This window comes from Hymenobacter coalescens, assembly GCF_054783195.1.
In genome coordinates this window covers 74,104-100,953 of the sequence record NZ_BAAGRA010000005.1, presented here as the reverse complement: position 1 = coordinate 100,953, position 26,850 = coordinate 74,104, and the positions used below count along the sequence as shown (strand labels likewise).

The window sequence follows — 26,850 nt, the reverse complement described above, 5'->3', positions numbered from 1 at the left end:
GCCTTTACCGGTGCCCGATAACCGACGTCCGTCTGGCGGTCAAGCCACACCCTGTACCAAACGGCTCACGCCCGCTTCGGCCGGGTGGTTCAGCCCTTCAGGGAGGTGCGGGTGTGTGGGGCGGTCCGCCCCGGGTTTGCGCGGCGCGTTTTTTTGTCGGATGTTGTAGCCTGCTGTTCCCTAGCTTCTTTCTATGCTGCGCTACGTCCGGGCCGCGCTGGCCTTGCTGACCACCGGGGCCCTCGTGTGGGTGCTCGATACCAACCACGGCGAAATCCCGGCCTTTGGGCGGTTTCTGAGTCCGTTCGAAGGCTTCTGGCGCAACGGCGAGGCGCCGGATGACTTTGCCGCCGCCCAAACGCTGGACCTGGCCGGCCTGCGGCAGCCGGTCACGGTACGCTTCGACGACCACCGGGTGCCGCACATCTTCGCCCAGAATGACCATGACCTGTACTTCGCGCAGGGCTACCTCACGGCCCGCGACCGGCTCTGGCAGATGGAGTTTCAGACCCACGTAGCCGCCGGGCGCATTTCCGAAATCGTGGGCGCGCGGGCCCTGGAGTACGACCGGTTTCAGCGGCGCATGGGCCTGCCCCACGGGGCCGAAAAGTCCTTGGCCGTCATGCTGGCCGAACCCACCACGCGCACCGTGTTGGAGGCGTACTCGGCGGGCGTCAACGCCTACATCGGAGCGCTCAGCCCGCGCGACTACCCGCTGGAATACAAGCTGCTCAACTACGCCCCCGAGCCCTGGAAACCGCTCAAGTGCGCCCTGCTGCTGCAGCTCATGGCCTGGGACCTGAGCGGCCGCTCCGACGACCTGCGCCTTTCCAACGCCCTGGGCAAGTACGGCCCGGCCGTGGTGCGGGACCTGTTCCCGGATTACCCCACCCGCGAAGACCCCATCGTGCCCACCGGCACCCCGCTGGACTATGCGCCGGTGCAGGTGCCGCCCGTGCCGGCGGCTTTTGCCGCGGCGGCCTCGGATAAGGTGCCGCAGCGTGAGCCCGACCCGGAGCTGGGGTCCAACAACTTCGCTCTGAGCGGCAGCCGCACGGCTTCGGGCCTGCCTATCCTGGCCAACGACCCGCACCTGCAGCTCAACCTGCCCAGCATCTGGTACCAGGTGCAGTTGGTGGCGCCGGGCGTGAACGTGTACGGCGTGACCATCCCCGGCGCGCCCACCATCATCATCGGCTTCAACCAGGACGTGGCCTGGGGCGTGACCAACGTGGGCGGCGACGTGCTCGACTGGTACCAGCTCCGGTTCAAGGATGCCACGAAGCGCGAATACTGGCACGCCGGGCAGTGGAAGCCGGTGCGGCGGGTGGTGGAGCGCATTCGGGTGCGCGGCCTGCCCGAACGGCTCGACACGGTGCTCCACACCCACCACGGCCCGGTGGTGTATGACCGCGACGAGAAGCCCTTCAACGCGCAGACGCCCGTGCGCCACGCCATGCGCTGGACGGCCCACGAGGGTGGCAACGAGGTGCTCACCTTTTACCGGCTCAACCGCGCCCGCAACTACCAGGACTACGCCGCCGCGCTGAGCACCTACGCCGCCCCGGCCCAGAACTTTATCTTCGCCAGCCAGCAGAACGACGTGGCCATCTGGCCGAACGGCAAGTTCCCCCTGAAGTGGCGGGCCCAGGGCAAGTTTGTGCTCGACGGCTCCAACCCGCAGCACGACTGGCAGGGCTGGATTCCGCAGGCGCAGAACCCGCACGTGAAAAACCCAGCCCGCGGCTTCGTGTCGTCGGCCAACCAGTTTCCGGCCGGGCCCAACTACCCGTATTACCTGGGCTGGAACTTCGCCAGCTACGAGCGGGGGCACCGCATCAACGAGCGGCTCGGCCGCATGCGGCAGGCCACGCCCGACTCATTGCGGGCGCTGCAAAACGACAACCTGAACCTGAATGCCCAGCTGATGCTGCCGCGGCTGCTGGCGCTGGTGGCGCCCGGGCAGCTTACCCCGGCCCAGCGCGCGGCCTATGACGCCCTGCGCCGCTGGAACTACGCCTACGACGCGCAGGCCGTGGGCGCGAGCATATTCGATTTGTGGTACGGCGAGCTGGTCGACCGGCTCTGGGCCGATGACTTTGGGCCGGCCGCTACCGGCCTGGAAATGCGCTACCCGCCCCGCGACCGGACCAACAACCTGCTGCTGCGGGAAGACACCTCCCGCTGGATCGACGACCGGCGCACGCCGCAGCGCGAGACGCTGCCGCAGCTGGCGCTGCAGAGCTTCCGGTTCGCCGCCGACTCGCTGGCGCGCAAGTTTGGCCCGCTCGGGCCGAAGTGGGCCTGGAGCCAGCAGAAAAGCACCGACATCCTGCACCTGGCCCGCCTGCCCGGCTTCGGCCGCCTGGACGTGGACTGCGGCGGCGGCGCGGGCATCGTCAATGCCACCTCGGAGCGCAACGGGCCTTCGTGGCGCATGGTGGTGGCCTTGGGCCCCGAGCCCAAAGCCTACGGCGTGTTTCCCGGCGGCCAGAGCGGCAACCCCGGCTCCCGCTACTACGACGACCTGCTGGAAACCTGGCGCGTGGGCCAGCTCAACGAGCTCATCTACCTGACTTCGCCCACGCAGCCGCACCCGCGGGTGCCGGCCGCCTGGCAGCTCAAGCCCTGATTACGTATGCCCCCCACTCCGCCACCCCGCCGCGGCCTTTCGCCCCGCGTTTTTGCCTGGATTTTCGGCCTGTTGCTCATAGCCTTCACCAGCTTCCAAATGGCCCAGAACCGGCTGCAGCACCCCGAACCGCCACCCAGCAGCACTGTTGCTGAAATCGGGGGCGATGAGACAACAGCGCATGGCCAAGCACGCAGGCAAGACGGCTCGTCTGCGCCTGGGCTCGATTTTAACGTATCGGCATCAGTGGCCGACACGTCGGCGGCCAAGGTATATGCCTACGTGGATCAGATGCCCCAGCCTCCAGGCGGCATGGATGGCCTGATGCAATACCTCAACAAGAACATTCAATATCCTGCCGAGGCACTGGACCACCACGTTGAGGGCAAAGTCTACATCAACTTCTCTATCGATCCTACTGGCCATGTGCGCGACGTAAGAGTAGCGAAAGGTATTGGCGCCGGCTGCAACGAGGAAGCAGTTCGAGTTATTAGCCAGATGCCTCGTTGGCAGCCAGGTCTGCATAACGGTCAAGCAGTTGGTGTTTCCTATACCATTCCGGTGGCATTTACCATCAACACCCCTTCCTTCCTGCGCCTTCTTGATAAGATCTTCCATGCGTAGCCCCTGGCGTCTCTTTCTTCTGATTCTCGTACTGGCCGCCCTGGCCCAGTTTTTCCTGCCCTGGTGGAACGCCGCCGTCGTGGCCCTACTGCTAAGCCTGGGGCTAGCCCGGCGCGGCGGCGCGGCTTTCCTGGCCGGCTTCGGCGGCGTGGGGCTGGGCTGGCTGCTGCTGGCCGGCTGGCTCCACCTGCAGGCCGACGGCCGCCTGAGCCACCGCGTGGCCGAGCTGCTGCCGCTCGGCGGCAACGGCTGGCTACTGGTGCTGGCCACGGCTCTGCTCGGCGGCTTGGTCGGGGGGCTGGCTGCCCTCACGGGCGTCTGGCTGCGGCAGGCATTGGCGCCCCGGCCCGAGCCGGCATAAAAAACCCCGGCCGGGCATCGAGCCCGGCCGGGGTTACGGCATTAGTAGCACCAAAGGGCTGCGCCTTTTATTGATTGTATTCCGAGATGAACGCGAAGGCCTCCAGGGTGTAGCTTACCGCCGACGTAAAGTGGTTGCCGCCCTGAATGGGGCGTAGCTCTACCTGCGTGGCGCCGCGGGCGCGCATGGCGTTGTAGGCGTCCTGCGAGTTGAAGAAGGGCACGTAATCGTCGGCCGTGCCGTGGAACAGGGCCAGCGGCGCCCGGGGCTTCCAGTCATGGATGTCGTTGGCACGGAAGCTGGCCAGCATCGGCGCGTCCGTCCCGCTGAGCACGCCCGTGCGGAACGCGCTGGTGAACAGCTGATCGGCCTGGTTGGGCACGGCGCTGAACGGATTGGCCTGCAGCTGGCTGGCGTAGGGCTGATTATAAAAGAACGAGGCGGGGCGGTTCAGGCCGTAGGCGCGGTTGTAGGTATCGAGCACCCACACGTAGCTGCTCAGGAAGTTGAGCGGCTGCGTCGAGCGTAGGATGTAGTTGGCGAAGGCCGACTTGTGGTAGGCCCCGGCACCCGGCGCGCTGGCCGTGACGGTAAACTCCGACGCGGCCGTCTCCTCCATCAGCTTGTGCAACGCCAGCGTGGCGAAGCCCCCTTCCGAATAGCCCAACAGGAAGGTCTTGTCGTTGCGCTCCACGCGCTGCTGCTGGCAAAACTCGCGGCTGGCCCGCAGCATATCGAGCGAGGTGGACGCCAGCGAGGCGGCATGCTCGTAAGGGTGCGGCAGCGCCTTGGCCGCGCCGTAGCCGAGGTAGTCGGGCGCCGCCACAATGTAGCCTGTGGACGCCAGCACCGACACGGCGGAGTACACCTCGCTGCTCGACTTATAATAGGAAGGCGCACGGTCCTCATCGGCCGGCGAGATGGTGCCGTGCTGGTAGCTGAGCAGCGGCAACGACTGGCCCGCGGGCACCTTGGGCACCAGCAGGGCGCCCGAGGCCGTCACGGTTTGCCCGTCGGTGTCCTTGGTCGAATACGTGAGCTTGTACACCCGGATGGGGTAGCGGATCAGCGCCGCCGCGAACGGGACGCCGCTCACGTGCCCGGCCAGGGCCTGCGGCGTGTACTCGCCGATGAGCGTGCTGCTCAGCAGACGGGTGGCCGATGCGGCCTCCGTGGGCGTAGCGGGCGCGACTTCGGCCCGCGCCGATTCGTTTTGGCAACCCATGCTGGGGCCCACCAACAGCAGGGAGGCCAGCAGCCACGTCAGTGGCGTCGATCGGAAAAATGGCTTGGAGAAGAACACAGCGTGAAGACGTTACGATTGGATTTCCTTTCAACACGCCGCGCGGTAAAAGATTCGATTCCAGGCAAAATCCACGCTTCCCTCACAAACCGGGCAGGGACAGTCAACTTGTTGGGCGAACCAAAAAGAAAACTTTAGTTGATTAACTAAATAATTAGTTATACGTTTAACCCAGTAGATGTCAACGATGCAACAACTCCCCGAACTCACCCGCGCCGAAGAGCAGGTCATGCAGGTGCTCTGGCGCCGCGGCCCGTCCTTTGTGAAGGACATGCTCCCCGACATGCCCGCGCCCGCGCCGGCCTACAATACCGTCTCGACCATCGTGCGCATCCTGGAGCAGAAGGGCTACGTGGGCCACGAAGCCTTCGGGCGCACCCACCGCTACCACGCCCTGGTGGCCCAGGATGAGTACCGCCGATTTTCGCTGCGTAAGCTGCTGGGCGGCTATTTCGGCGGCTCGTTTCCGCGCCTCGTCTCCTTTTTCGCCAAGGAAGAAAACCTCGATGCCCAGCAGCTCGACGAGCTGCTGCGCCACGCTCAGCAAGACCTCAACTCTGCGGACGATGACTCCCACCGGCCTGCTTAACTGGATGCTGCAAAGCACCGCCCTGCTGGGCCTGTGCTGGGCTTTTTATTACCTGGTGCTGCGCCATGAGCGGCTGTTTCAGTTCAACCGGGGTTTTCTGCTGCTCGCGCCCCTGCTGACGGCGGTGCTGCCGTTGTTGCCTCTGCCCGGGTGGCTGAGCCCGGCGCCCGTGCTGCCCGCCGGGTTGCTGCGCTTTAGCCTCTGGCTGCCGGAGGTGCAAGTGGGCCCAGACCATTCCGCGGCCGGGCCGGCGCTGCCCTGGCTGCCGGTGCTGTACGGGTGGGGCCTGGCGGCGAGCCTGCTGTGGCAGCTGAGCCGGCTTGTGTGGCTGAGCCAGCTGCTGCGGCGACTGCCCCGGCAGGCGGCGGCGGGCTATACCCTGCGCCTGACGGGCGGACGACTCCCGACCAGTTCCTTTGGCCGCACGGTGCTCTGGGATGACGCCGCGCCGCTGACGTCGGCGCAGGCTGCCCAGGTGCTGGCCCACGAGCTGGCCCACGTGCGCCTGGGCCACACCGCCGACCGGCTGTGGCTGCACCTCTGCCAAGCCGTGCTCTGGTTTAACCCCTTCGTGCACCTCTGCGCCCGCGCCCTAAACCTGACGCACGAGTACCAGGCCGACGCGGCCGCCCTGCAATCCACACCCACCGCCTCCACCGCTTACACCAGCCTGCTGGCCCGGCAGGCTGTATCCGCCCTGGGCATCCGCCTACCGTTTGCCCATTCTTTCTCCACTTCCCAAACCCTTAACCGCATTCACATGCTACACCATCCGCCCCCCGCGCGCCGCTGGAAACCCTGGCTGGCCCTGCCCCTCTCCGCGCTGCTGCTCGCGGCCGTCGCCTGCGACAAAGCCGCCTATGCACCAGAACCCGGCACGTCCGAAGCCCTGGGCCGCAGCAACCTGGTGGCTCCGCCGCCGCCGCCACCTGCCCCCCCGGCTCCGGCTCGCCTCACCGATTTGGGCCGCGTGTACGACCAAGTGGATCAGATGCCGGAGTACTCCGGCGGCATGGCACAGCTCATGCAGGATCTGGGCAACGGCGTGAAGTACCCCGCCGCGGCCAAAGCCGCCCAGCTCGGCGGCAAGGTTTTCATCAGCTTCGTGGTCGGGCCCGACGGGGAGATGTACAACCCGCAGGTGCGCAAAGGCGTGCAGGCCCCCGCGGGCCAGGAAGCCCTGGCGGCGGAGCTGAACGCGGAAGCGCTGCGGGCCGTGCAGCAGCTGCCGAGCACCTGGGAGCCGGGCCGGAAAGGCGGCAAGCCGGTGGCGGTGGAGTTTACCCTCCCGATTACGTTTGCCCCCTGAGTCCTCCCGTCCGACGATGACTGGCACCGCTGGTGTCTGCCTTGGCCGCCCAACGTGTTGGGGGGCCATTGGGCCTTAAACGCCGGTAAGACGGGGCAACTATCAGATTAAAATTATTTTAACTTTCTATAAATGAAGCTGATTTCGAACGCGGCCCAGCGGCAGCGGACAACTTTCCGGCCCGGCAATCAGGCGAAATGCCCTAACTTCGTAGCCTCAATGCCCGCTTTCCTAATTCGCTAAACGTGACCCGTTTCCCGCTTCTTTCGCGCTTTGGCGCACCGCTTCTGCCCGTTTTGGGCCTCTTGCTGGCCCCCACCCTGCTGCCCGGCTGCAGCAGCAAGGCCGACAATGAATCTTCGGCCACCGCCACGGCCTCGGCCGACTCGGCCAAGCCGGCCGTCATCGACACGGTGGCCCTGCAGCGGCAGGCCATGCGCCGCGACTCGCTCAAGGCTGACTCGATCGTGAAGGCCAGCGGACAACTGCCAGGCGCCATCCTGCCGGGCAAGCGCATCATTGCTTTTTATGGCAACATCCGCTCGAAGGGCATGGGCATTCTGGGTCGCGAGCCGAAGGAGCAGATGTTCCGCAAGTTTGCGGGCGTGCTGAAGGAGTGGGAAGCCGCCGACCCCAGCATTCCGGTGCAGCCGGCGCTGCACAACGTCACCATCACGGCCCAGGGCACGCCCGGCAAGGATGGCAAGTGGCGCCTGATGAACTCCAAGGCCACCATCGAGGAAGTAATTTCCTGGGCCCGGGAGCATAAATGCATCCTGTTCCTCGACGTGCAGCCGGGCCACAGCACCCTGCAGGTGGAGCTGCCCAAGCTGGAACAGTACCTCAAGCAGCCCGACATTCACCTGGGCATCGACCCGGAGTTTTCGCTGGCCACCATGCCCGGCGTGCGCCCCAACCAGCGCATCGGCACCCTCGACGCGAAGGACATCAACTTCACCATCAACTACCTGGCCCGCATCGTGAGCGAAAACAAGCTCCCGCCCAAGGTACTGACGGTGCACCGCTTTACGCGGAAGATGGTGACCAACTACAAGAACATCAAGCTCGACCCGCGCGTGCAGGTGGTCATGCACATGGACGGCCACGGCGAGCCGACGCTGAAGAAGGACTCCTACCACGACTACATCCAAACCGAGCCGGTGCAGTACACGGGCTTCAAGCTCTTCTACGAGTACGACGCCCGCCCCAAGCCGCACCACATCATGACGCCCAACGAGATACTGACCCAGCTCACGCCCAAGCCGCTGTACATTCAGTACCAATAGTCAGGGCATGCGGATAGGAGTTTAGGAGTTGCCCATTTCCTCTTACTTGCCACTCAACTCATCAATTCATAGAAAACAAAAAGCCCTGACCGAAGCCGGTCGGGGCTTTTTGTTGAGGGGGCAGGCTCAAACAACTCCTCAACCCTTACCTGCATACTCGCATGCCCTAAAACCTAGTGCGCCGCGTTCAGGTCGACTTTGGTGCCGGGCTTGGGGCGCTTGATGAGGAAGATGAGCGGAATGCAGAGCAAAAAGAAGGTGCCGATCATCAGGAAGGTCTGCGAGTAAGTAATGAGGGCCGTCTGCTTCATGACCATGCCTTCCAGCACGGCGTAGGCCTGGCGCTGGGCCTGCAGCGCGTCGGCGCCCTTGGCCATGAAGCTGGCCACCAGGCCCTGCAGGCGCTGCTGGGTTTCGGGGTCGTAGAGCGACACGTGGGGCAGCAGGCCGATGCGGTTCTGCACGGTGGTGCGCTCCAGGTACGTCCCGATCAGGGCCACCCCAAACGAGCCGCCCAGCTGCCGAATCATGCCGGTGAGGCCGGCGGCCTGGCCCGCGTCCTTGCCGCTAAGGCCCGCCAAGGACATGGTGGTGATGGGCAAAAACAGCAGGGCCAGCCCGAAGCCGCGCAGCATCAGCGGCCAGAAAAAGTCACTCTCGCCGGCCGTGGGCGAAATCTGGGTGCTCATCCAATACGAGAAGACGAAGAACACCACGAAACCCACCGGCAGCATAAACTTCTGCGACACGCCGCCCTGAATCAGCTTGCCCACCATCGGCATCATGAAGCCGGTAAGCAGGGCGCCGGGCAGCAGCAGGTAGCCCGTCTGGGCCGCCGTGAAGCCGAGGATGCGCTGGCAGAAGATGGGGAAAACGAACACCGAGGCAAACAGGCCGAAGCCCAGGATGAACGAGAGGAACGCGCCCACGGCCAGGTTGCGGCTTTTACCGAGCACCCGCAGGTCTACCACCGGCTGCTTGGCCGTCAGCTCCCGCCACACGAAGCCCGCCATGCCGATGACGGTCAGGACCGTGAAGAACAGGATGACCGAGCTTTCAAACCAGTCCTCCGATTCGCCCTGCTCCAGCACGTACTGCAACGAGCCCACGCCTAGGATCAGCAGGAAGATACCCAGCCAGTCGATTTCGCCAATGGGGCGCCGCACGGCGTTCTTGATGCGCTCCGGGTCGCGGATGAACATCACGGTGAAGATGGTGGCCAGCACGCCCACCGGCACGTTGACGTAGAAAATCCAGGGCCAGTCGTAGTTGTCGACGATGTAGCCGCCGAGCGTGGGCCCGATGGTGGGCCCGATGATGACGCCCATGCCGAACAGCGCTTGCCCGAGGGCCAGCTGGTTGGGCGGGAAGGTATCGATGAGGATGGCCTGCGAGGTGGCCATCAGCGCGCCGCCGCCCACGCCCTGCACGAAGCGGAAGAAGACCAGCTCCCAGATGTTGGTGCTCTGCCCGCAGGCCACGGAGGCCAGCGTGAACAGCACCACCGAGAACAAGTAGTAGTTTTTGCGGCCGAACTGCTCGGCCAAAAAGCCCGTCATCGGAATCACGATGACGTTGGCAATGGCGTAAGAGGCCACCACCCAGCTGACTTCCTGCTGCGTGGCCGAGAGGTTGCCCATCATCTGGGTCAGGGCCACGTTCACGATGCTGGTATCGATGAGCTCCAGCAAGCAGCACATCACCACCGTAATGACGATGATCCACTTGGTAAATCCGGTTTCCATGTGGTGAAATGGGGAGGTGGTGAACTGGTGCGTTTTGTTCTTATGTGAGCTAAGACGACGCTACCTATTCACCTTATGGAAGAGGATACTATCCCCAACGTATCGTTTAACGAAGCGTACCGAGCGCGCACCAAAGCAGCCGCGCTGCGGGTAATGCGTTTGTTTCAGCAGTTGCCGCACACAGGGCGAAGCAAGCGTTTTAGGCAAGCAGCTGCTGCGGGCAGCAACATCCGTAGCGGCCAATTTTCGAGCCGCTTGCCGCGGCCGCTCAAGCGCCGAATGGTACGCCAAGCTCTGCATCTGCGTGGAGGAAGCAGATGAGACGTTGTTCTGGCATGAGCTGTTAAGCGACTCCGGCATCATTCCCGCCTCACGCCTTCATAAGCTGCAGCACGAGTATGTGGAACTCGTTGCGGTGCTTGCCACTGCACGCAAGAAAGCGAAGGCCTGAAGGCAGCACGGGTGAAACTGGGAGTAGACAGGAACAGCAAACTCACCGTTTCACCATGTCACTATTTCACCGCTACTGTCGCCGTGACGCTCATGCCGGCGCGCAGCGGGTGCTCGGGGTCCGCTTGGTCGAGCACGATTTTCACCGGTACGCGCTGGGTCACCTTCACGAAGTTGCCGGAGGCGTTGTCGGGGGGCAGCAAGGCGAAGCGGGCGCCGGTAGCGGCCGACAGCGACTCGATGCGGCCGCGGAACTCCTCGTTCGGGTACGCATCCACCTCGATTTCCACCGGCTGGCCCACGCGCATGTTTTCCAGCTGCGTTTCCTTGAAGTTGGCCACCACCCAGGTGCGGCGGCTGGCCACGATGCCCAGCAGCTGCTGGCCGGGACCCACCACCTGGCCGGGCTGCACGCTCTTTTTGCTGACGATGCCGTCGGCCGGGGCTTTCAGCGTGGTGTAGCTGAGCTGCAGCAGGGCGTTGTCGAGGTCGGCCTGGCGCTGCTGCACCACGGCTTCGGCCACGGCCACCTGCTGCTGGGCAGCGGCTACCTGCTGGCGGGTCACGCTTACCTGTTCGGCGGCCGTGGCGCGCTGGGCGGTGGTGGCGCGCAGGTTGGCCTGCACGGCATCCAGCTCACTCTGCGGAATGATGTCCTCCTTGCGCAGAAACTCGCTGCGTTTCAGGTCTTTTTCCAGGCGGGCGCGGCTGGCGTCGCTCACGCCGATGCTGGCCTGGGCGGTGCGCACGTTGGCCTGGGCCGTGCCCACGGCGGCGCGGGCGGCCGTCACGTTGGCCTGGGCGGCGAGCAGGGCGGCCTGGGCGGCATTCACGCGCTGCTGGTAGTCGGCCGGGTCCAGGGTCACGAGCACGTCGCCCTTTTTCACCGGCTGGTTGTCATCTACCTTCACCTCCAGCACCGGCCCGCCGACGCGCGGCAGCACCGGGTACACGTCGCCCTCTACCTGGGCGTCGTCGGTTTCTTCGTGCGTCTGGCCAAACTGGTAGCGCTGGTAGCCGAAGTAGCCGCCCACCAGCAGCAGCAGGGCCAGGATAACCATAACAATCGGACGCTTCGAGCGGCCTGCGGGCTCCTCGTAAGCGGAATCGGCGGTGGGCTGGGCCGGGCCGCCAGGCTGGGACATGTGGCGTTCTACCACCGGTTCTTGCGTTGCCATTTAGTCGAAATGGTGAGTTTGTGAAATGGTGAGATGGTGAGGCGGCGAGGTGGCGGATTTGAGGGTCGGTACTACTGAACATCAACCCACTAGCTCACCCCTCACCGCTCAGGCCGACTGCCGGTGCGGAGACGCGCCCTGGGGTTTGACGAGCAGCGTGGCGCACGGGGCAGAGCGCACCACGTGCTCGGCGGTGTTGCCCATCAGAAAGCGCGCGAGGCCCGTCTGGCCGTGCGAGCCGATGACGATGAGGTCGGCGGCAGCCTGCTGGGCCTCACGCACGATTTCCACCGCAGCCTCCCCGTGGCGCAGCTGCGTGGTGACGTGCGGCGCCCCGGCCTGTTGGGCCACGGCCTGGTAGCGCGCCAGCGCCGCAGCCGCGTCCGCGTCGTCGTCGCTGAGCACGGGCGGCAGCTCCTGCACGTGCAGCAGACGCAGCTCGGCCCCCGTGGCGCCGGCCAGCGCCGCCGCGTAGGCGACTACCAGTCCGGCGGCCACCGAGAAATCCAGCGGGCAAAGAATCTTGGAGAGGTGCATGAGGGGAAATAGTGAAACGGTGCGTGGTGAGTGTGGTGTTCGGGAGGCTGGCACCGCGCCTGCGGCGCGGCTAACTCGACACTCACCAGTACACCACGTTTGCACCATTACCAGATCTGTTCGCCCGTGGCGCGGCGCAGCTGGTACTGCCCGAGGGTATAGTTGTAGATGGCCTGCAGGCGGGCCAGGCGGGCTTGGGCCAGCTGGGTTTCCGCGTCGAGCACCTCGAGGTTGGTGCCCACGTCGTAGCGGTAGCGGGCTTTGGCGCGGGTCAGCGCGTCGGCGGCCTGCGTTACCTGGGTTTCGGCGTTCGAGAAACGCGCGGCGCTGGCATCCATGTTGTTAGCGGCCTGGCGCACGTCGGCGCGCACTTGCTCCTGGGTATCCAGGATGCGAGCCTGGGCGCCGCGGATGGTGGCCTGGGCCTCCACGCGCTGGTTTTTGTTTTTGTTGCCGTCGTAGATCGGTACCGACAGCTGCACCACGCCCACGGTGTTGGGCCGGATCCGGTTGAGCTCGGGCTGGTAACCGTTTTTGGCCCCCACTTGCGCCCCGATGCCGAGCGTGGGCGTGTTGGCACGCTCGATCAGCTTCAGGTTCAGGGTGGCGGTATTTTCCGCGTCGCGGGCCAGCTTCAGCTCAGGGCGATTTTCACCGGCCCGGGCCAGGGCGGTGCTCAGGTCCACGGGCTGGGGCTGGTAGGCGAAAGCGCCACGCACGGGCACCTCGGTGTACTCGGGCTTGTGCAGCAGCCGCGCCAACTGCACCTGCTGGTTGCGCAGCTGGTTTTGCAGGTCGATGCGAACGTTTTCGGCCTGGGTGATGCGCACCTGCGTGGTAGTCACATCGAAACGCGTGCTCACGCCGCCCTGCACGCGCTTCTCCATTTCGCGCTGGTGCTGCCGCAGGGAGCCAATCTGCGCGTCCTGCACCTTGATGCTTTCGCGCACGAACAGGATGTTGTAGTACACCTGCACGGCCGAATAAGCCAGGTCGCGCCGGGTCACGGCGATGTTGTCCAGGGCGGTCTGTCGGCGGCTTTCGGCCAGGTTGGTCGAGGCTTCTTTCTTGCCGAAGTCAAGCAGGCCGTACTGGAGCGTAATGTGCGCGTCGTAGTTGTTGTTGGGCGCCAGCTGAAACGCGGGCTGCCCTTCGGCCAGCTGCAGTTTGACCACCGGATCGATGCGCGTATAGGTGGCCGTGCCCGTTACCTGGGGCAGAAAGCCGCCCCGGTTCTGCTGCACCCGGCTGGTGGCCGCGTTAACTTCTTCTTCCAGCGCGGTAATGGCCGGGTTGGCCTCCAGTACCGAGCGGATGGTGCCGTCCAGGGTCAGCGAGTCGGCGAGCACCGGACCCTGCTGGGCCTGGGCCGCCCCGCCGATAAGCAGCCCCAGGGTCAGCAGCGGCGCGGCAAGTTTGAGTCGAGAATACATAAGGGATGACTGATGAAGGTCGACCCGGTAGTACCCAAGCTTGTGCCAAGGGGCGGAGAGTGTTAAAACTTTATTGAAAAACCGCCTCCTTCACCCATACAAGGCCAAATTATTTTAAGGCATGCCTTCATCGGCCCGCATTTACCAACTTTATTTTCCTGTTATTTCAGAATTTCCTCTTTTATTGCTCCTCATATTTCAGGAAGAATGCTCATGCCCGACCAAGACGACTCCCTGCTGCTCTACCTCAACGATGCCATTGCCACCACCCGCAACAAGGAAGATTTATTTCGCACGGTAACGGAAAAGCTGCGGCTTATTTTCCCCTTCGACGCCATCACCATCCTGACCTTCGACGCCGAGCACCAGTACCGCCGCGTGTTCCTGCGCGACTACCTGGGCGAGGTGCTGTTGCCGGAGCAGCTCGACGCTTCCGGCCGCAGAACGGGCCGCGTGCCCATCGAAGGCACTCCGCTGGAGCAGTTCATGCGGCGGCCCAACCTGCACGTATATGATCTGCTGGAGCTACTGAATGAGGGCGCCGACTTCCAACCTTTTTACGCCCTCGTCGACCGCGGCATGCGCTACCTCACGGTGGTGCCGCTGCGCACCGGCGGTCAGCTGATCGGGCTGCTGTCCTTGGTGGCCCGCCGCCGCCCGGAATTCACGCCCCACGACGTGGACCTGCTGGAGAAAATCGGCAGTCTGGTGGCCGTGGCCGTGACCAACACCCTGGCCTTCGAGGACATTGCCAGGCGCGAGCAGGAGAAAACCATGCAGCTGGCCCTGAACAACGCCCTGCTCAGCATCAAGGAGCGCGGGGAGTTGTTTCGCACCATCGCCGCCGAAATCAACCGCGTGGTTCCCTGCGACTACTTCGGTGTGCGCATGCGCCTGTCCGATACTTCGGCCCGGGCCCTGGCCGAGCTGGCCAAGCAACCCGACGGCTCCTTTGCGGACCTCGACGAAAACCGCCTCGATGAGCTGCCCGACCCGGACTCGGCCAAGCTGGCCGCGGCGGAACTGTTTGCGCGGCCGGGCGTGTACGTCGAAACGGAGTTCGAAGCCTTGGCCGAACGCTACGCTCTGCTGCGCTTTATTCGCGACGAGCGCGGCACCCGCTCCATTCTCAGCGCGCCCCTGGCAGCGGGCGAAGAGCACACCACGGCCCTGATTATGGCCAGCCGCCTGCCGCTGGCCTTCACCGAAGAGTCGCTGGAGCTTATTCAGGGGCTGGCGCCGCAAATTCGGCTGGCCATCCAGAACGTGTTTGCCTTTGAGCAGATTGAGGCGCTGCGCACCCAGCTGGAACGGGAGCGAACCTACCTCATCGACGAAATCAACACCACGGCGGCGGCCCGCTTCGGCGACTTCGTGGGCGGCAGCCCGGTTATGCAGCAGGTGTTTACCCGCGTGAGCCAGGTAGCGCCCACCGACAGCACCGTGCTCATCACCGGCGAAACCGGCACGGGCAAGGAGCTGGTGGCCCGGGCCCTGCACAACCTCTCGCCCCGCAAGGAACGGGCCCTGGTTAAGATCAACTGCGCGGCCCTGCCGGCCCAGCTGATTGAGTCGGAGCTGTTCGGGCACGAAAAAGGCGCGTTTACCGGCGCGCACGACCGGCGCATCGGCAAGTTTGAGCTGGCCGACGGCGGCACCATCTTCCTGGACGAAATCGGGGAGCTGCCGCTGGACTTGCAGGCCAAGCTGCTGCGGGTGCTCCAGGAAAAGGAGTTTGAGCGCATCGGCGGGCGCCGCGTCATCCGCACCGACGTGCGCGTGCTGGCGGCCACCAACCGGGTGCTGGAGGAAGAAGTGGCCGCCGGCCGTTTCCGCGCCGACCTCTACTACCGCCTCGACGTGTTTCCCATTCACCTGCCGGCCCTGCGCGAACGGCCCGAGGACGTGGAACCTTTGGTGCGCCACTTTCTGGAGCGCTTTACCAAGAAGCTCGGCAAGCCGGTGCGCGGCCTGCGCGCCCGCGACCTGAAAGCCCTGCAGCGCTACGCCTGGCCGGGCAACATCCGGGAGCTGGAGCACGTGGTGGAGCGGGCCGTTATTGCTTCCAGCGGCCCGTTTCTGGAGTTTGCGGGCTTCTCGGCCGCCCCCGTTCCAGCCTCGGCGGGGCCTTCCGCCCCGGCTTCGGGCATCCTCAAAACCCTGCGCGAGCAGGAGCGCGACCATATTCTGGCGGCACTGCAGCGTACCGGCGGGCGCGTCAGCGGCCCGCAGGGGGCGGCCGTGCTGCTCGACATCAACGCCAAAACCCTGGAGGCGCGGATGAAAAAGCTGGGCATCCGCCGGGAGCACCGCGCCGACTGAAGCTCGACGGTACCGCGCCGCAATTTGCCGGCCAGCCAAACGCGCGCCGCCGGGGTGCGTACACGGCAGCATGGTTTCACCCACAAACCGACCATAGCCATGTCTAAGACCAGTGCCCCCAAAACGCCCCAACACGATGATCCGGCGCGCAAAAAGCAGGAAGACAAGCGCATGAACACCACCGAAGAAAGCCCGCAGGGCAAGAAGGTGACACCCGACAAAGCCCACGACCCGCAGCGCCACGCCAAGTAGCGGCTGCCCCACTCCGCAGTAACGCCCCGTGCCCGTCCCTATTGGGGCCGGGCGCGGGGCGTCTGCGTTCGGGCGGCACGGGCGGCACGGGCGGCACGGGCGGCTGAACGCAGACGCGCCGCAGCAGGTCCCAGCCCCACGAAATCCGGGAGCGGCCCTGCGTCGGATGGCCGAACTCCCCGCGCGCGGTTGGCGTTTTGCTTCTACCTTACCGCCCGCATGTCCACCCCTCCGTCCGCGCCTTCCGTCCCCCTTTCCGCCCTCACCCGCGAGCATGTGCTGCGCGCCCTGCGCCACATCGACCGGGCCGGGCTGGAGCTGCCGCCGAGCACGGTGTACGAGCTGGTGTACAAGGGCCGCCGCTACCCCCCGCGCCCCGTGGCCGAAATGGCCCTGCGCCTGGCCCTGAAAAAGCCCGACGCGCCCTTCCCGCTGGCCGCCGGCGCGCCCACCAACCGCTTGCTGGAGCGCCTGAGCTTCACCGTGACGACCAAGCGCCCCGTGCTGGCTGGCTCGCCCCACGACGGCGACCTGGCCGCCCAGCAGGACATGCAGCAGCTTTACACCGGCGCCGAGGACGACGAGCCCGCCGCAGTGGAGCCGAAACGAAAGAAGGCGGCGAAAAAACCAGCCGCCGCGGAGCCCGCCAAGCTCAGTATGGAGCCGCAGCCCGCGGCCCTGGCCGCCGAGCCGGAACCCGACTACCCCCCGTTGCCGGCCCTGCCCTACAGCCGCCAAGAGGCCCTGCGGGAATTGTTCGTTTCGGCAGCCCGGCTCGACGATGCGCTGGCCGGCCTGGAGCGCAAGCAGAACCTGATTCTGCAGGGCCCGCCGGGCACCGGCAAAACCTTTCTGGCCCGCCGCCTGGCGTGGTTGCTGCTCGGCGCCCAGGACGACAGCCGCATCGAGCTGGTGCAGTTCCACCCCAGCTACAGCTACGAGGACTTTGTGCAGGGCTTCCGGCCCGACGGGCTGGGCGGCTTTAGCCTCATCGACGGCGTGCTGCCCGACGTATGCCGCCGCGCCGCCCGGCAGCCGGAGCGCCCGTTCGTGCTGCTGATCGACGAAATCAACCGCGGCCACCTGAACCGCATCTTCGGCGAGCTGCTGGTGCTGCTGGAGCCCGACAAGCGCGGCCCCGGCCACGCCGTGCGCCTGCCCTACGCCCCGGCCGACGCCCCGCGCTTCTTCGTGCCCGCCAACCTGTACCTGATCGGCACGATGAACACGGCCGACCGCAGCCTCGCCCCGCTGGATTACGCCCTGCGCCGCCGCTTTGCCTTCGTGCCCATGCAGCCGGAGTTCGGTGAGGCGCTGCGGGCGTTTCTGGCGGCCCGCGGCGTGCCCAAGGTGGTAGTGGCCCGGCTGCTGCTGCGCCTCAACGAGCTCAACCAAGCCATTGCCGATGATCCGGAGCTGGGCCCCGACTTTCAGCTCGGGCACAGCTACTTCTGCCAGCCGCCCGCCCATCCGGCGCAGGCCCCGGCCTGGCTCACCCTGATTCTGGAGCAGGAAATAGCGCCTCTGCTCGACGACTACTGGTTTGACCAGCCCACGCAGGCGGCCGCGCACAAGCAGCGGCTGCTCTCGGCGTAGACCCTTATTCGTTCTGGCGTTTTTAGCCCACAGAGGGCGCTGAAGCCTGCGCAGAGGATGCAGAAGCCGTTCAACGAAGCTACCAACAATTGCCCCAAGCGAAGCGCTCCGCTCCTCGTGTCAATCGTCCACAAAATCCGTGAAATCCGGATGAATCCGCAGTAATCCGTGGTCCCGATTCAAAACCTCTACTACCTGCTTTGCTACGCCTGGAACCGCCTGCCGGAGCCGGGCGAGTGGCAGCAGGTGGCCACCACCGATTTTCACCGGCCGCTGGAGCTGCTCACGCAGATGCTGCTGCTGGGCACCCGCCGCCTGTTGGCCAAAGGCCTACCGCTGGGCTACACCGAACGGGAGGCCGAGCTGACCGAACTGCGCGGGCGCGTATTGCTCACGCCCACCCTCACCCGCGACCTGCTCCGCCAGGGCCGGGCCGTGTGCGCCTACGACGAGCTGGGGCCCGACACGCCGTTCAACCGCCTGCTTGTGGGCGCGCTGGAGGTGCTCGGGCGCACCCGCCACCTGCCCGCCGTGCTGCGCCAGGAGGTACGCCGCGTGCGCAACCGCTTTCCGGCCACCGTAGCGGCCACGCCGCTCACGCGCACCGAGCTGCGCGCCATGCGCCGCCTGCACCTGCCCGGCCAGGAGGGCTTTCTGCTCAACGTCTGCGACCTGATCTACCGCACCGCCCTGCCCGATACGGACGTGGCCGGCCGCACCCGCTTCCACGACTTCCGCCGCGACGAAGCACTGATGGCTGGCCTGTTCGAGCGGTTTGTGCGCAACTTCTACCGGCTGGAGCAGCGCCGCTACCGCGTGGCCTCCGAGACCATCCACTGGCAGGCCGAGGCCGAGCGTGCCGAGGACTTGGCCCTGCTGCCGAGCATGATTACCGACACCAGCCTGACGGCCCCCGACCGCCGCATCATCCTCGACACGAAATACTACGCGGCCGCTCTCAAGCCCCACCACGACCGGCAGCGGCTGATTGCCCCCCACCTCTACCAGCTTTTTGCCTACCTGCAGAATCAGGCACCGCACGCCGCCGCGCCACTCGAAGGCATCCTGCTGTACCCCGCGGCCACCCACGAGGCCGATCTGCGCTACACGCTGGGCGGCTTCCCGGTGCGCGTCGTCACCATCGACCTGAACCAGCCCTGGCCCGGCATTGCGGCCGATCTGCACCGGCTCGTGGCCTGATTCTTTGTGATTTCGCCAATACGCAGCGGGCTTTACCGACGAGACGAGTAGTCAATGGCCGCTTTGGCGATAAATTCTTTGGCCGCGAGCGGGCCCGGCGCACTATCTTGATGCGCCGGGCCCGCTCGCGTGGGCCGACAGCCTGCCGCGGCGGCCCGTGCAGCCCTGCCGGGGCGGCTGCGTCCTTCCGGCGCAATCCTGCGCTTTTTCCCTCCTCTCATCACCAAACCCGTACCCCTCTTGAAACGACGTGATTTTGTCGGGCTGACCAGCCTCGCGGCGGGCGCCCTGTTTCTGCCGAGCTTCCCCGGCTTCGGCGGCACGCCCGTGGACGTGGAGCGCCTGCTCGAACCGCTGATGGACGCCGCGGTGAACAAGCGCCTGGCCGACGCGGCGCTGAACGCGGCCAAATCGGCCGGCGCCTCCTACGCCGACGTGCGCATCGGCCGCTACCTGAACCAGAGCATCTTTACCCGCGAGCGGCAGGTGCAGAACATTGCCAACGGCGAAAGCTTCGGCGCGGGCGTACGGGTGCTGGCCAACGGCACCTGGGGCTTCGCGGCCACCAACGACGTGTCGGAAGCCGGCATGGCCAAGGCGGCCCAGATGGCCGTGCAGATTGCCAAAGCCAACGCCAAGGTGCAGAAGGACCCGGTGAAGCTGGCGCCGCAGAAAGGCTACGGCGAGGTGTCGTGGAAGACGCCCATTCAGCAGAATGCCTTCGAAGTGCCGGTAAAGGACAAGGTGGACCTGTTGCTGGCGGCCAACGCGAAGGCGCTGGACAACGGAGCCAACTTCGTCAACTCGGCCCTGTTCCAGGTCAACGAGCAGAAGTACTTCGCCTCCACCGACGGCTCGTATATTGATCAGGACGTGCACCGCATCTGGCCCACCTTCGGCGTGACGGCCATCGACCGCGCCTCCGGCAAGTTCCGCACCCGCGAAGCGCTGAGCGCGCCCATGGGCCTGGGCTACGAGTACCTGGTGCCCAAAGCCGCCGACAAGATTGCCGGCCCGGCCGGCACCGGCCTGATTGGCTACAAGAACAGCTACGACATCCTAGAAGACGCCGCCCTGGCCGCGCAGCAAGCCAAGGCCAAGCTGACGGCCACCTCGGTGACGCCGGGCAAGTACGACCTCGTGCTCGACCCCAACCACCTGGGCCTGACCATCCACGAAAGCATCGGCCACGCCACTGAACTGGACCGTGTACTGGGCTACGAGGCCAACTACGCGGGCACCAGCTTCGCTACCCTCGACTGGAAAAAGCAGGGCAAGCCCTACGGCTCGAAAATCGTCAACATCGTGGCCGACAAGCTGCAGCCCGGCTCCCTGGGCGCCGTGGGCTACGACGACGAGGGCGTGAAAACCAAGCAGTGGGACATCATTAAGGACGGGCAGCTGGTGGATTACCAGAAGACGCGCGACCAGGCCCACATCGTGGGGCAAAACGAGTCGGACGGCTGCTGCTACGCCCAGTCGTGGCAGGATGTGCAGTTCCAGCGCATGGCCAACGTGAGCCTGAAGCCGGGCACGCAGAAGATGAGCGTCGACGACATGATCAAGGGCGTGGACAAGGGCATTTACATCGCCGGGCGGGGCTCGTTCTCCATCGACCAGCAGCGCTACAACTTCCAGTTCGGCGGCACGGTGTTCTACGCCATCGAGAAAGGCAAAATTGCCGGGCAGATCGAGGACGTGGCTTACCAAGCCAACACCCAGGAATTCTGGAACTCCTGCGCGGCCATCTGCGACCAGTCGGACTACCGCCTGTTCGGCTCGTTCTTCGACGGCAAGGGCCAGCCTTCGCAGGTGTCGGCCGTGAGCCACGGCTCGGCCCACACCCGCTTCAACGGCGTGAACGTCATCAACACCGCCCGCAAAGTGTAGAACGATGTTTCCTCTCCTCCGCTGAGGAGGGGAGCTTCTGTTCAACTTCTCTCTCTTCCTCAACAAACCCTAATGGCTATATTAAGCAAAGACGAAGCCCAGAGCATCCTGACCAAGGTGATGGGTTTCAGCACCGCCGACGAGTGCGAAGGCACGCTCACCGGCACCACGGGCGGCAACATCCGCACCGCCCGCAATACGGTGAGCACCGCCGGTGCCGTCGACAACGTGGCGCTGACCGTGGAGGCGCGCTTCGGCAAACGCTCGGGCATTGCCACCTGCAACCAGTTCGACGACGCGACGCTGCGCCGCTGCGTGCAGCGCGCCGAGGAAATTGCCCGCCTCGCGCCCGAAAGCCCGGAGTACGTGCCCATGCTCGGGCCGCAGCAGTACGCCAACACGCCCTCCTTTGCCCAAAGCACGGCCGGCATCACGCCCGACTACCGCGCCCAGCAGGCCGGCAAGAGCATCACGCTTTGCGACCAGAAAAAGCTCAGCTCGGCTGCTTTCCTCGAAGACCAGGCCGGCTTCGTGGCCAAGCGCAACAAGAAGGGCCTGGAAGCCTACCAGCAGTTTACCAACCTGGACTTCTCGGTGACGGTGCGCACGCCCGACGGCACCGGCTCGGGCTACGCCGCTGCCGACTACACCGACATCAGCAAGTTCGACGCGGGCCGGCTCACGCAGATTGCCGCCGCCAAGGCTGCTACGTCGGTGGCCGCCAAAGCCATCGAGCCGGGCAAGTACACCGTCATTCTGGAGCCCGCCGCCCTGGTGGCCAACTCCGACGCCTCCCTGCTCGGGGCGCTGATGAACGCCTTCGACGCGCGCAACGCCGACGAGGGCCGCTCCTTCCTCAGCAAAAAAGGCGGTGGCAACCGCAAGGGCGAAAAGCTCTTCGATGAGCGCGTGACCATCTACTCCGACCCGGCCAGCGCCGATATTCCGGGCCTGGCCTTCGCCGGCGACGGCCGCCCGCGCCAGAAGGTGACGTGGATCGAGAAGGGCGTGGTCAAGAACCTGTTCAGCTCGCGCTTCTGGGCCCAGAAGCAGGGCATTCCGGACGTGCCGCCGCCCAACGGCTTCATCATGATGGGCGGCACGCAGAGCACCGAGGACCTGATCAAGAGCACGGCCAAGGGTATCCTGGTCACGCGCCTGTGGTACATCCGCCCGGTGGACCCGCAGACCCTGCTGTACACCGGCCTGACGCGCGACGGGACGTTCTACATCGAGAACGGCAAGATCAAGCACCCGATCAAGAACTTCCGCTTCAACGAGTCGCCCATCATCATGCTCAACAACCTGGAGGCCATCGGGCGGCCCCAGCGCCTGGGCGGCAACCTGGTGCCCCCGCTCAAGATCCGCGACTTCACTTTCACTTCGCTCTCCGACGCGGTGTAACGCCAACCTTGCGCCTTATTCCAAGCGAAAAGCCTTCGGTTCCGGTATGAGCCGGGGGCTTTTCTGTTTGGGTGCTGCTTCCCGATGTTGGCCGGTTTTCGGCGCTTAGTCCGGCGGCTGTTTTTCCCTACCTTGACAGCAGCCGGCTCCGGCGGCTGCTCGCTTTAGCTTTTCCGACTTCTCTCTCAACCTCAACCCTAGACGATTGTGAACAGACGCGACTTTATGGGCCTGACCGGCCTCGCGGCGGGGGCCTTGCTCCTGCCCGGCATGCCCAGCTTCGGCGAAACCTGGGTGGACCCGGCCCGCTTGCTGGAGCCGGTGATGGACGCCGCGGTGAACAAGCGCCTGGCCGACGCGGCGCTGAACGCGGCCAAATCGGCCGGCGCCTCCTACGCCGACGTGCGCATCGGCCGCTACCTGAACCAGAGCATCTTTACCCGCGAGCGGCAGGTGCAGAACATCGTCAACACGGAAAGCTTCGGCGCGGGGGTGCGCGTCATTGCCAACGGCACCTGGGGCTTCGCAGCTACCAACGACGTGTCGGAAGCCGGCATGGCCAAGGCGGCGCAAAACGCCGTGCAGATTGCCAAGGCCAACTCGAAAGTGCAGAAGGAGCCAGTGAAGCTGGCCCCGCAGAAAGGCTACGGCGAGGTATCGTGGAAAGCCCCGATTCAGCAGAACGCTTTCGAGGTACCCATCGCGCAGAAGGTGGAGTTGCTGCTGGCGGCCAACGCGAAAGCGCTGGACAACGGAGCCAACTTCGTCAACTCGGCCCTGTTCCAGGTCAACGAGCAGAAGTATTTCGCCTCCACCGACGGATCCTACATCGACCAGGACGTGCACCGCATCTGGCCCACCTTCGGCGTGACGGCCATCGACCGCGCCTCCGGCAAGTTCCGGACGCGGCAGGCGCTGAGCGCGCCCATGGGCCTGGGCTACGAGTACCTCACGCCCAAAGCCGCCGACAAAGTCGCCGGGCCGCAGGGCTCCGACGTCGTCGGCTACAAGAACAGCTACGACATGCTGGAGGACGCGGCCGCCGCGGCCCGGCAGGCCAAGGCCAAGCTGACAGCCACCTCGGTGACGCCGGGCAAGTACGACCTAGTGCTCGACCCGCATCACCTGGGCCTGACCATTCACGAGTCGGTGGGGCACCCGCTGGAGCTGGACCGCGTGCTGGGCTACGAGGCCAACTACGCGGGCACCTCTTTCGCCACGCTGGAGTGGAAAAAGCAGGGCAAGCCCTACGGCTCCAAGCAGGTAAACATCGTGGCCGACAAACTGCAGCCCGGCTCCCTGGGCGCGGTGGGCTACGACGACGAGGGCGTCAAGACCAAGCAGTGGATGCTGATCAAAGAAGGCCAGTTGGTGGATTACCAGAAGATTCGCGACCAGGCCGCCATCGTGGGCCAGAACGAGTCGGACGGCTGCTGCTATTCGCAGTCGTGGCAGAACGTGCAGTTCCAGCGCATGCCCAACGTGAGCCTGCAGCCCGGGCAGCAGAAGCTCTCGGTGGATGAGATGGTGAAGAACGTGGACAAGGGCATCTACATCGCCGGCAACGGCTCGTTCAGCATCGACCAGCAGCGCTACAACTTCCAGTTCGGCGGGCAGGTGTTCTACGCCATTGAGAAAGGCCGCATCACGGGCATGCTGGAGGACGTGGCTTACCAGGCCAACACCCTGGAATTCTGGAACTCCTGCGCGGCTACTTGTGACCAGTCGGACTACCGCTTCGCCGGCTTCTTCAACGACGGCAAGGGCCAGCCTTCGCAGAGCTCGGCCGTGTCGCACGGCTCGGCCACCACGCGCTTCAACGGCGTGAACGTCATCAACACGGCTCGTAAAATCGGTTGACGCTACGCTTCCATGGCTATTCTTTCCAAAGACGAAGCCCAGACCATCCTGAAGAAGGTGATGAGCTTCAGCACCGCCGACGAGTGCGAGGCCAACCTGTTTGGTCGCACCACCGGCAACGTGCGCTACGCCCGCAACACGGTGAGCACCGCCGGCAGCACCGACAACGTGTCGCTGGCCGTACAGACGTGGTTTGGCCGCCGCTCGGGCGTGGCCACCTGCAACCAGTTCGACGACGCGACGCTGCGCCGCTGCGTGCAGCGCGCCGAGGAAATTGCCCGCCTCGCGCCCGAAGACCCCGAGTACATGCCGCGCCTCGGGCCGCAGCAGTACCTCACGGCGCCCTCGTTTGCCCAAAGCACGGCCGGCATCACCCCGGATTTCCGCGCCCAGCAGGCCGGCGACAGCATCGCCCTGTGCGAGGCCCGCAAGCTGACGGCGGCCGGTTACATGGAGGACGGCGCCCGGTTCGAGGCCATTCGCAACTCCAAAGGCCTAGAGGCTTACCAGCAGTTTACCAACCTGGATTTCTCGGTGACGGTGCGCACGCCCGACGGCACCGGCTCGGGCTACGCCGTGGCCGACTACACCGACATCGGCAAGTTCAATGCGAAGACGCTCACCCAGATTGCGGCCGAAAAAGCGGCCCGTTCGGTGGGCGCCAAGGCCATCGAGCCGGGCAAGTACACGGTCATCCTGGAGCCCGCCGCTTTGGTATCGGACGAAGGGCTGATCAACCGCCTGGTGTACGCCTTCGACGCGCGCGAGGCGGACGAAGGACGCTCCTTCCTCAGCAAGAAGGGCGGCGGCACGCGCAAGGGCGAAAGGCTGTTTGATCCGCGCATCAGCATCTCCGTTGACCCGACCAACCCGCTGGCGCCCAGCGGCGTGTTCGACAACGAAGGCTTGCCGGTGCAGAAGCTGCCCATCATCGAGAAGGGCGTGGCCAAGAACCTGTACTACTCGCGCTACTGGGCCCAGAAAAGCAAAACCGCGCCCACGGGCTTCACCGGCAACTTCGTCATGGAGGGCGGCACGCAGAGCACCGAAGACCTGATCAAGAGCACGGCCAAGGGCATCCTGGTCACGCGCCTGTGGTACATCCGCGACGTGGACCCGCAAACGCTGCTGGTGACGGGCCTGACGCGGGACGGAACGTTCTACATCGAGAACGGCAAGATCAAGCACCCCATCAAGAACATGCGCTTCAACGAAAGCCCGGTTATCATGCTCAACAACGTGGAAGCCATAGGCCGCGCCCAGCGCCTGGGCGGCAACCTCGTGCCCCCGCTCAAGATCCGGGACTTCACCTTCACGAGCCTGTCGGACGCCATCTGAGGCGGTTCAGTGCTACTCTTGGCGTCCGCCGTGCCTGCCTCAGGCGCGGCGGACGCTTTTTTATTGCCCTGTCCTAGTTTACCGTTTCTGCTCCCACTGCTGGCGGCCGCCGATGCCCGTTAGCGGCCGGCGCCGAACTTGATGGCCAGGTAGCCTTGAATCACGCGGTTTTTCAGGCGCGGGTCGTTGGCCGAGCGAATGTCCTCGTAGTCGGCAATGTCGTTGAGGCCCGCGTTGAAGCGGCCGCCCACGGTGAAGGTTCTGCCCAGGTCGATTTCGGCGCCGGCGCAGAGGCTGAAGTCCTGACGCTTAAACTGATCGGTAACCTGGCCCTGCACCGAGCCGTACTGCGGGGCCCCGTTGCTGATGCCGGTAAACTTGGTGCCCTTCTGCTCGGCCTGCAGCATCACCCCAAATTGCGGCCCGCCCTGCAAGTGTACGGGACCTAGCTTCAGGTCGAGGAGCACCGGCACGGCCAGGTAGTACAGCTTGGTGGTGTAGTCCTCGTCGGCAGACTTAAACTCGGAGCCCTGCACCGAGTACTGCACCTCCGGCCGCAAAGACAGCGGCCCGATGAGGTTGTAGTTATAGAACGCCCCGACGTGGTACGACGTGTTGTAGTTCGTGTTCTGCTGAATCTGCTCGCCGTCGAGCACGGCGGCATTCACGCCGCCTTTCAGGCCAAAGTATTGAGCCTGCAGGTTCGGGGCGGCGCCAGCCAGGAGCAGTGCAATCAGCGCAAACCGTTTCATAGGAGAAGCAAGAAGAAGGTGTAAGCCCCGCAAAAGTCGTCATCACGGCTCCATTTCCTATCACATCATCGGGGAAGCCCCGCACCATGTGGCCCGCGCCGGGCCGGCCGCCGCGGCTAGGGCAGTTGAAACGCCACGAAACCCTGGAACACGCGGTTGCGCAGTCGCTCGTCGTTGAGCCCGCTGATTTGCTGCACGTCGTTCACGTCCTGCAGACCAGCTACGAAGCGCGCCCCCACCGAGAGGCCCGCCAGCAGCTTGAAGCCCGCACCCACGCACAGGCCGAGGTCGGTTTTGCGGTAGCGGTTCCAGGCGCCGCGGTCGTCGTCGCCGAACACGGCCCCGTTTTCGTCCTCGCCCGTCATCACCCGGCCGTCTTCGCGCGCCTTGAGCAGCACCCCGAATTGCGGTCCGGCTTCCACGTAGGCCCGGGCAAAGCGCACTTTGGCCACCACGGGCACATTCAAGTAGTGCAGCTTGGTGTCGAAGTCGGCCAGCGCCGACTTAAACCCGCCGCCCTGCAGCGAGTATTGCAGCTCGGGCTGCACCGACAGCGGACCGAGCACCTTGGCTTCGTAGAAGACCCCGACGTGGTGGGTAGTGCGAAACTCGGTGCTGGCGGAAATATTCTCGCCGTTGAGCACGGCGGCGTTGACGCCGGCTTTCACCCCGAACTGGGCGTGCGCGGTGGAGAATCCCAACAAGCCCATCAGGGCCGGCAAAACGAAGCGTTTCATAGCAATAGGTACAAGCAGGTGAAGGGCATGATGCTGCTTTCATACGCACTGC

22 protein-coding genes are annotated in these 26,850 nt (G+C 65.2%); 15 read left to right on the top strand and 7 right to left on the bottom strand.

The window, feature by feature from the left end; translation table 11 throughout:
- The first annotated feature begins 193 nt into the window (after positions 1-193).
- From ACYVKQ_RS04970 to ACYVKQ_RS04960, 3 genes are read left to right on the top strand one after another with little or no spacing between them, the layout of a single operon-like run.
- Positions 194-2,632 (top strand): penicillin acylase family protein, encoded by a 2,439-nt coding sequence (locus tag ACYVKQ_RS04970; RefSeq protein WP_460576231.1) that lies wholly within the window; start codon positions 194-196, stop codon positions 2,630-2,632.
- Positions 2,633-2,638: 6 nt separating this feature from the next.
- A complete protein-coding gene (locus ACYVKQ_RS04965) occupies positions 2,639-3,256 on the top strand; it encodes an energy transducer TonB (protein WP_460576229.1) in 618 nt (205 codons plus the stop codon).
- Entirely contained in the window at positions 3,249-3,617 is a 369-nt protein-coding gene (locus tag ACYVKQ_RS04960) for a hypothetical protein (RefSeq protein WP_460576227.1), read from the top strand. Before ACYVKQ_RS04965 ends, ACYVKQ_RS04960 begins: the two co-directional genes overlap by 8 nt.
- A 67-nt stretch (positions 3,618-3,684) precedes the next feature.
- Here the strand turns inward: ACYVKQ_RS04960 and ACYVKQ_RS04955 are convergent, their stop codons facing one another.
- A complete protein-coding gene (locus ACYVKQ_RS04955) occupies positions 3,685-4,920 on the bottom strand; it encodes an alpha/beta hydrolase family protein (RefSeq protein WP_460576225.1) in 1,236 nt (411 codons plus the stop codon).
- A gap of 187 nt (positions 4,921-5,107) precedes the next feature.
- Between ACYVKQ_RS04955 and ACYVKQ_RS04950 the strand changes: the two genes are divergently transcribed.
- The 3 genes from ACYVKQ_RS04950 (at position 5,108) to ACYVKQ_RS04940 (ending at position 8,104) form a co-directional block, all read left to right on the top strand.
- Positions 5,108-5,509 (top strand): BlaI/MecI/CopY family transcriptional regulator, encoded by a 402-nt coding sequence (locus tag ACYVKQ_RS04950; protein WP_460576223.1) that lies wholly within the window; start codon positions 5,108-5,110, stop codon positions 5,507-5,509.
- Positions 5,487-6,818 carry a TonB family protein gene (locus ACYVKQ_RS04945; RefSeq protein WP_460576221.1) on the top strand — a complete coding sequence of 444 codons (1,332 nt, stop codon included), beginning with the start codon at positions 5,487-5,489 and terminating at the stop codon, positions 6,816-6,818. Before ACYVKQ_RS04950 ends, ACYVKQ_RS04945 begins: the two co-directional genes overlap by 23 nt.
- Before the next feature lie 296 nt (positions 6,819-7,114).
- The gene (locus ACYVKQ_RS04940) at positions 7,115-8,104 is read left to right on the top strand and encodes a hypothetical protein (protein ID WP_460576219.1); all 990 of its coding nucleotides are present in this window, start codon (positions 7,115-7,117) and stop codon (positions 8,102-8,104) included.
- 173 nt (positions 8,105-8,277) lie between these two features.
- Here the strand turns inward: ACYVKQ_RS04940 and ACYVKQ_RS04935 are convergent, their stop codons facing one another.
- Positions 8,278-9,849 carry an efflux MFS transporter permease gene (locus ACYVKQ_RS04935; protein WP_460576217.1) on the bottom strand — a complete coding sequence of 524 codons (1,572 nt, stop codon included), beginning with the start codon at positions 9,847-9,849 and terminating at the stop codon, positions 8,278-8,280.
- A 211-nt stretch (positions 9,850-10,060) separates the two neighbouring features.
- Here ACYVKQ_RS04935 and ACYVKQ_RS04930 point away from each other — a divergent pair, with 211 nt between their 5' ends.
- Positions 10,061-10,300: a four helix bundle protein gene (locus tag ACYVKQ_RS04930; RefSeq protein ID WP_460576323.1), complete on the top strand. Its 240-nt coding sequence runs from the start codon at positions 10,061-10,063 to the stop codon at positions 10,298-10,300.
- Between the two features lie 61 nt (positions 10,301-10,361).
- Here the strand turns inward: ACYVKQ_RS04930 and ACYVKQ_RS04925 are convergent, their stop codons facing one another.
- From ACYVKQ_RS04925 to ACYVKQ_RS04915, 3 genes are all read right to left on the bottom strand, one after another.
- The gene (locus ACYVKQ_RS04925) at positions 10,362-11,477 is read right to left on the bottom strand and encodes an HlyD family secretion protein (protein ID WP_460576215.1); all 1,116 of its coding nucleotides are present in this window, start codon (positions 11,475-11,477) and stop codon (positions 10,362-10,364) included.
- Between the two features lie 108 nt (positions 11,478-11,585).
- Positions 11,586-12,014 carry a universal stress protein gene (locus tag ACYVKQ_RS04920; protein ID WP_460576213.1) on the bottom strand — a complete coding sequence of 143 codons (429 nt, stop codon included), beginning with the start codon at positions 12,012-12,014 and terminating at the stop codon, positions 11,586-11,588.
- 107 nt (positions 12,015-12,121) lie between these two features.
- Complete coding sequence (locus tag ACYVKQ_RS04915; RefSeq protein ID WP_460576211.1) at positions 12,122-13,447, bottom strand: TolC family protein; 1,326 nt, start codon at positions 13,445-13,447, stop codon at positions 12,122-12,124.
- A gap of 213 nt (positions 13,448-13,660) precedes the next feature.
- Here ACYVKQ_RS04915 and ACYVKQ_RS04910 point away from each other — a divergent pair, with 213 nt between their 5' ends.
- The 8 genes from ACYVKQ_RS04910 to ACYVKQ_RS04875 all read left to right on the top strand — a co-directional run bounded on the left by ACYVKQ_RS04910 (position 13,661) and on the right by ACYVKQ_RS04875 (position 25,309).
- Positions 13,661-15,769: a sigma 54-interacting transcriptional regulator gene (locus tag ACYVKQ_RS04910; protein ID WP_460576209.1), complete on the top strand. Its 2,109-nt coding sequence runs from the start codon at positions 13,661-13,663 to the stop codon at positions 15,767-15,769.
- 99 nt (positions 15,770-15,868) lie between these two features.
- Positions 15,869-16,021, top strand: coding sequence for a hypothetical protein (locus ACYVKQ_RS04905; RefSeq protein ID WP_460576207.1), 153 nt, complete (start codon positions 15,869-15,871; stop codon positions 16,019-16,021).
- A gap of 219 nt (positions 16,022-16,240) precedes the next feature.
- On the top strand, positions 16,241-17,617 hold the full coding sequence (locus tag ACYVKQ_RS04900; RefSeq protein ID WP_460576205.1) for an AAA family ATPase: 1,377 nt from the start codon (positions 16,241-16,243) through the stop codon (positions 17,615-17,617).
- Between the two features lie 168 nt (positions 17,618-17,785).
- Positions 17,786-18,817: an McrC family protein gene (locus ACYVKQ_RS04895; protein ID WP_460576204.1), complete on the top strand. Its 1,032-nt coding sequence runs from the start codon at positions 17,786-17,788 to the stop codon at positions 18,815-18,817.
- Positions 18,818-19,057: 240 nt separating this feature from the next.
- Positions 19,058-20,707, top strand: coding sequence for a TldD/PmbA family protein (locus ACYVKQ_RS04890; protein ID WP_460576202.1), 1,650 nt, complete (start codon positions 19,058-19,060; stop codon positions 20,705-20,707).
- A 72-nt stretch (positions 20,708-20,779) separates the two neighbouring features.
- Entirely contained in the window at positions 20,780-22,111 is a 1,332-nt protein-coding gene (locus ACYVKQ_RS04885) for a TldD/PmbA family protein (protein WP_460576200.1), read from the top strand.
- A gap of 207 nt (positions 22,112-22,318) precedes the next feature.
- Positions 22,319-23,971, top strand: a complete 1,653-nt coding sequence (locus tag ACYVKQ_RS04880) for a TldD/PmbA family protein (protein ID WP_460576198.1) — start codon at positions 22,319-22,321, stop codon at positions 23,969-23,971.
- A 12-nt stretch (positions 23,972-23,983) separates the two neighbouring features.
- A complete protein-coding gene (locus ACYVKQ_RS04875; RefSeq protein WP_460576196.1) occupies positions 23,984-25,309 on the top strand; it encodes a TldD/PmbA family protein in 1,326 nt (441 codons plus the stop codon).
- Between the two features lie 119 nt (positions 25,310-25,428).
- Here the strand turns inward: ACYVKQ_RS04875 and ACYVKQ_RS04870 are convergent, their stop codons facing one another.
- Complete coding sequence (locus tag ACYVKQ_RS04870) at positions 25,429-26,061, bottom strand: porin family protein (RefSeq protein WP_460576194.1); 633 nt, start codon at positions 26,059-26,061, stop codon at positions 25,429-25,431.
- 116 nt (positions 26,062-26,177) lie between these two features.
- On the bottom strand, positions 26,178-26,798 hold the full coding sequence (locus ACYVKQ_RS04865; protein ID WP_460576192.1) for a porin family protein: 621 nt from the start codon (positions 26,796-26,798) through the stop codon (positions 26,178-26,180).
- Positions 26,799-26,850: the final 52 nt, after the last annotated feature.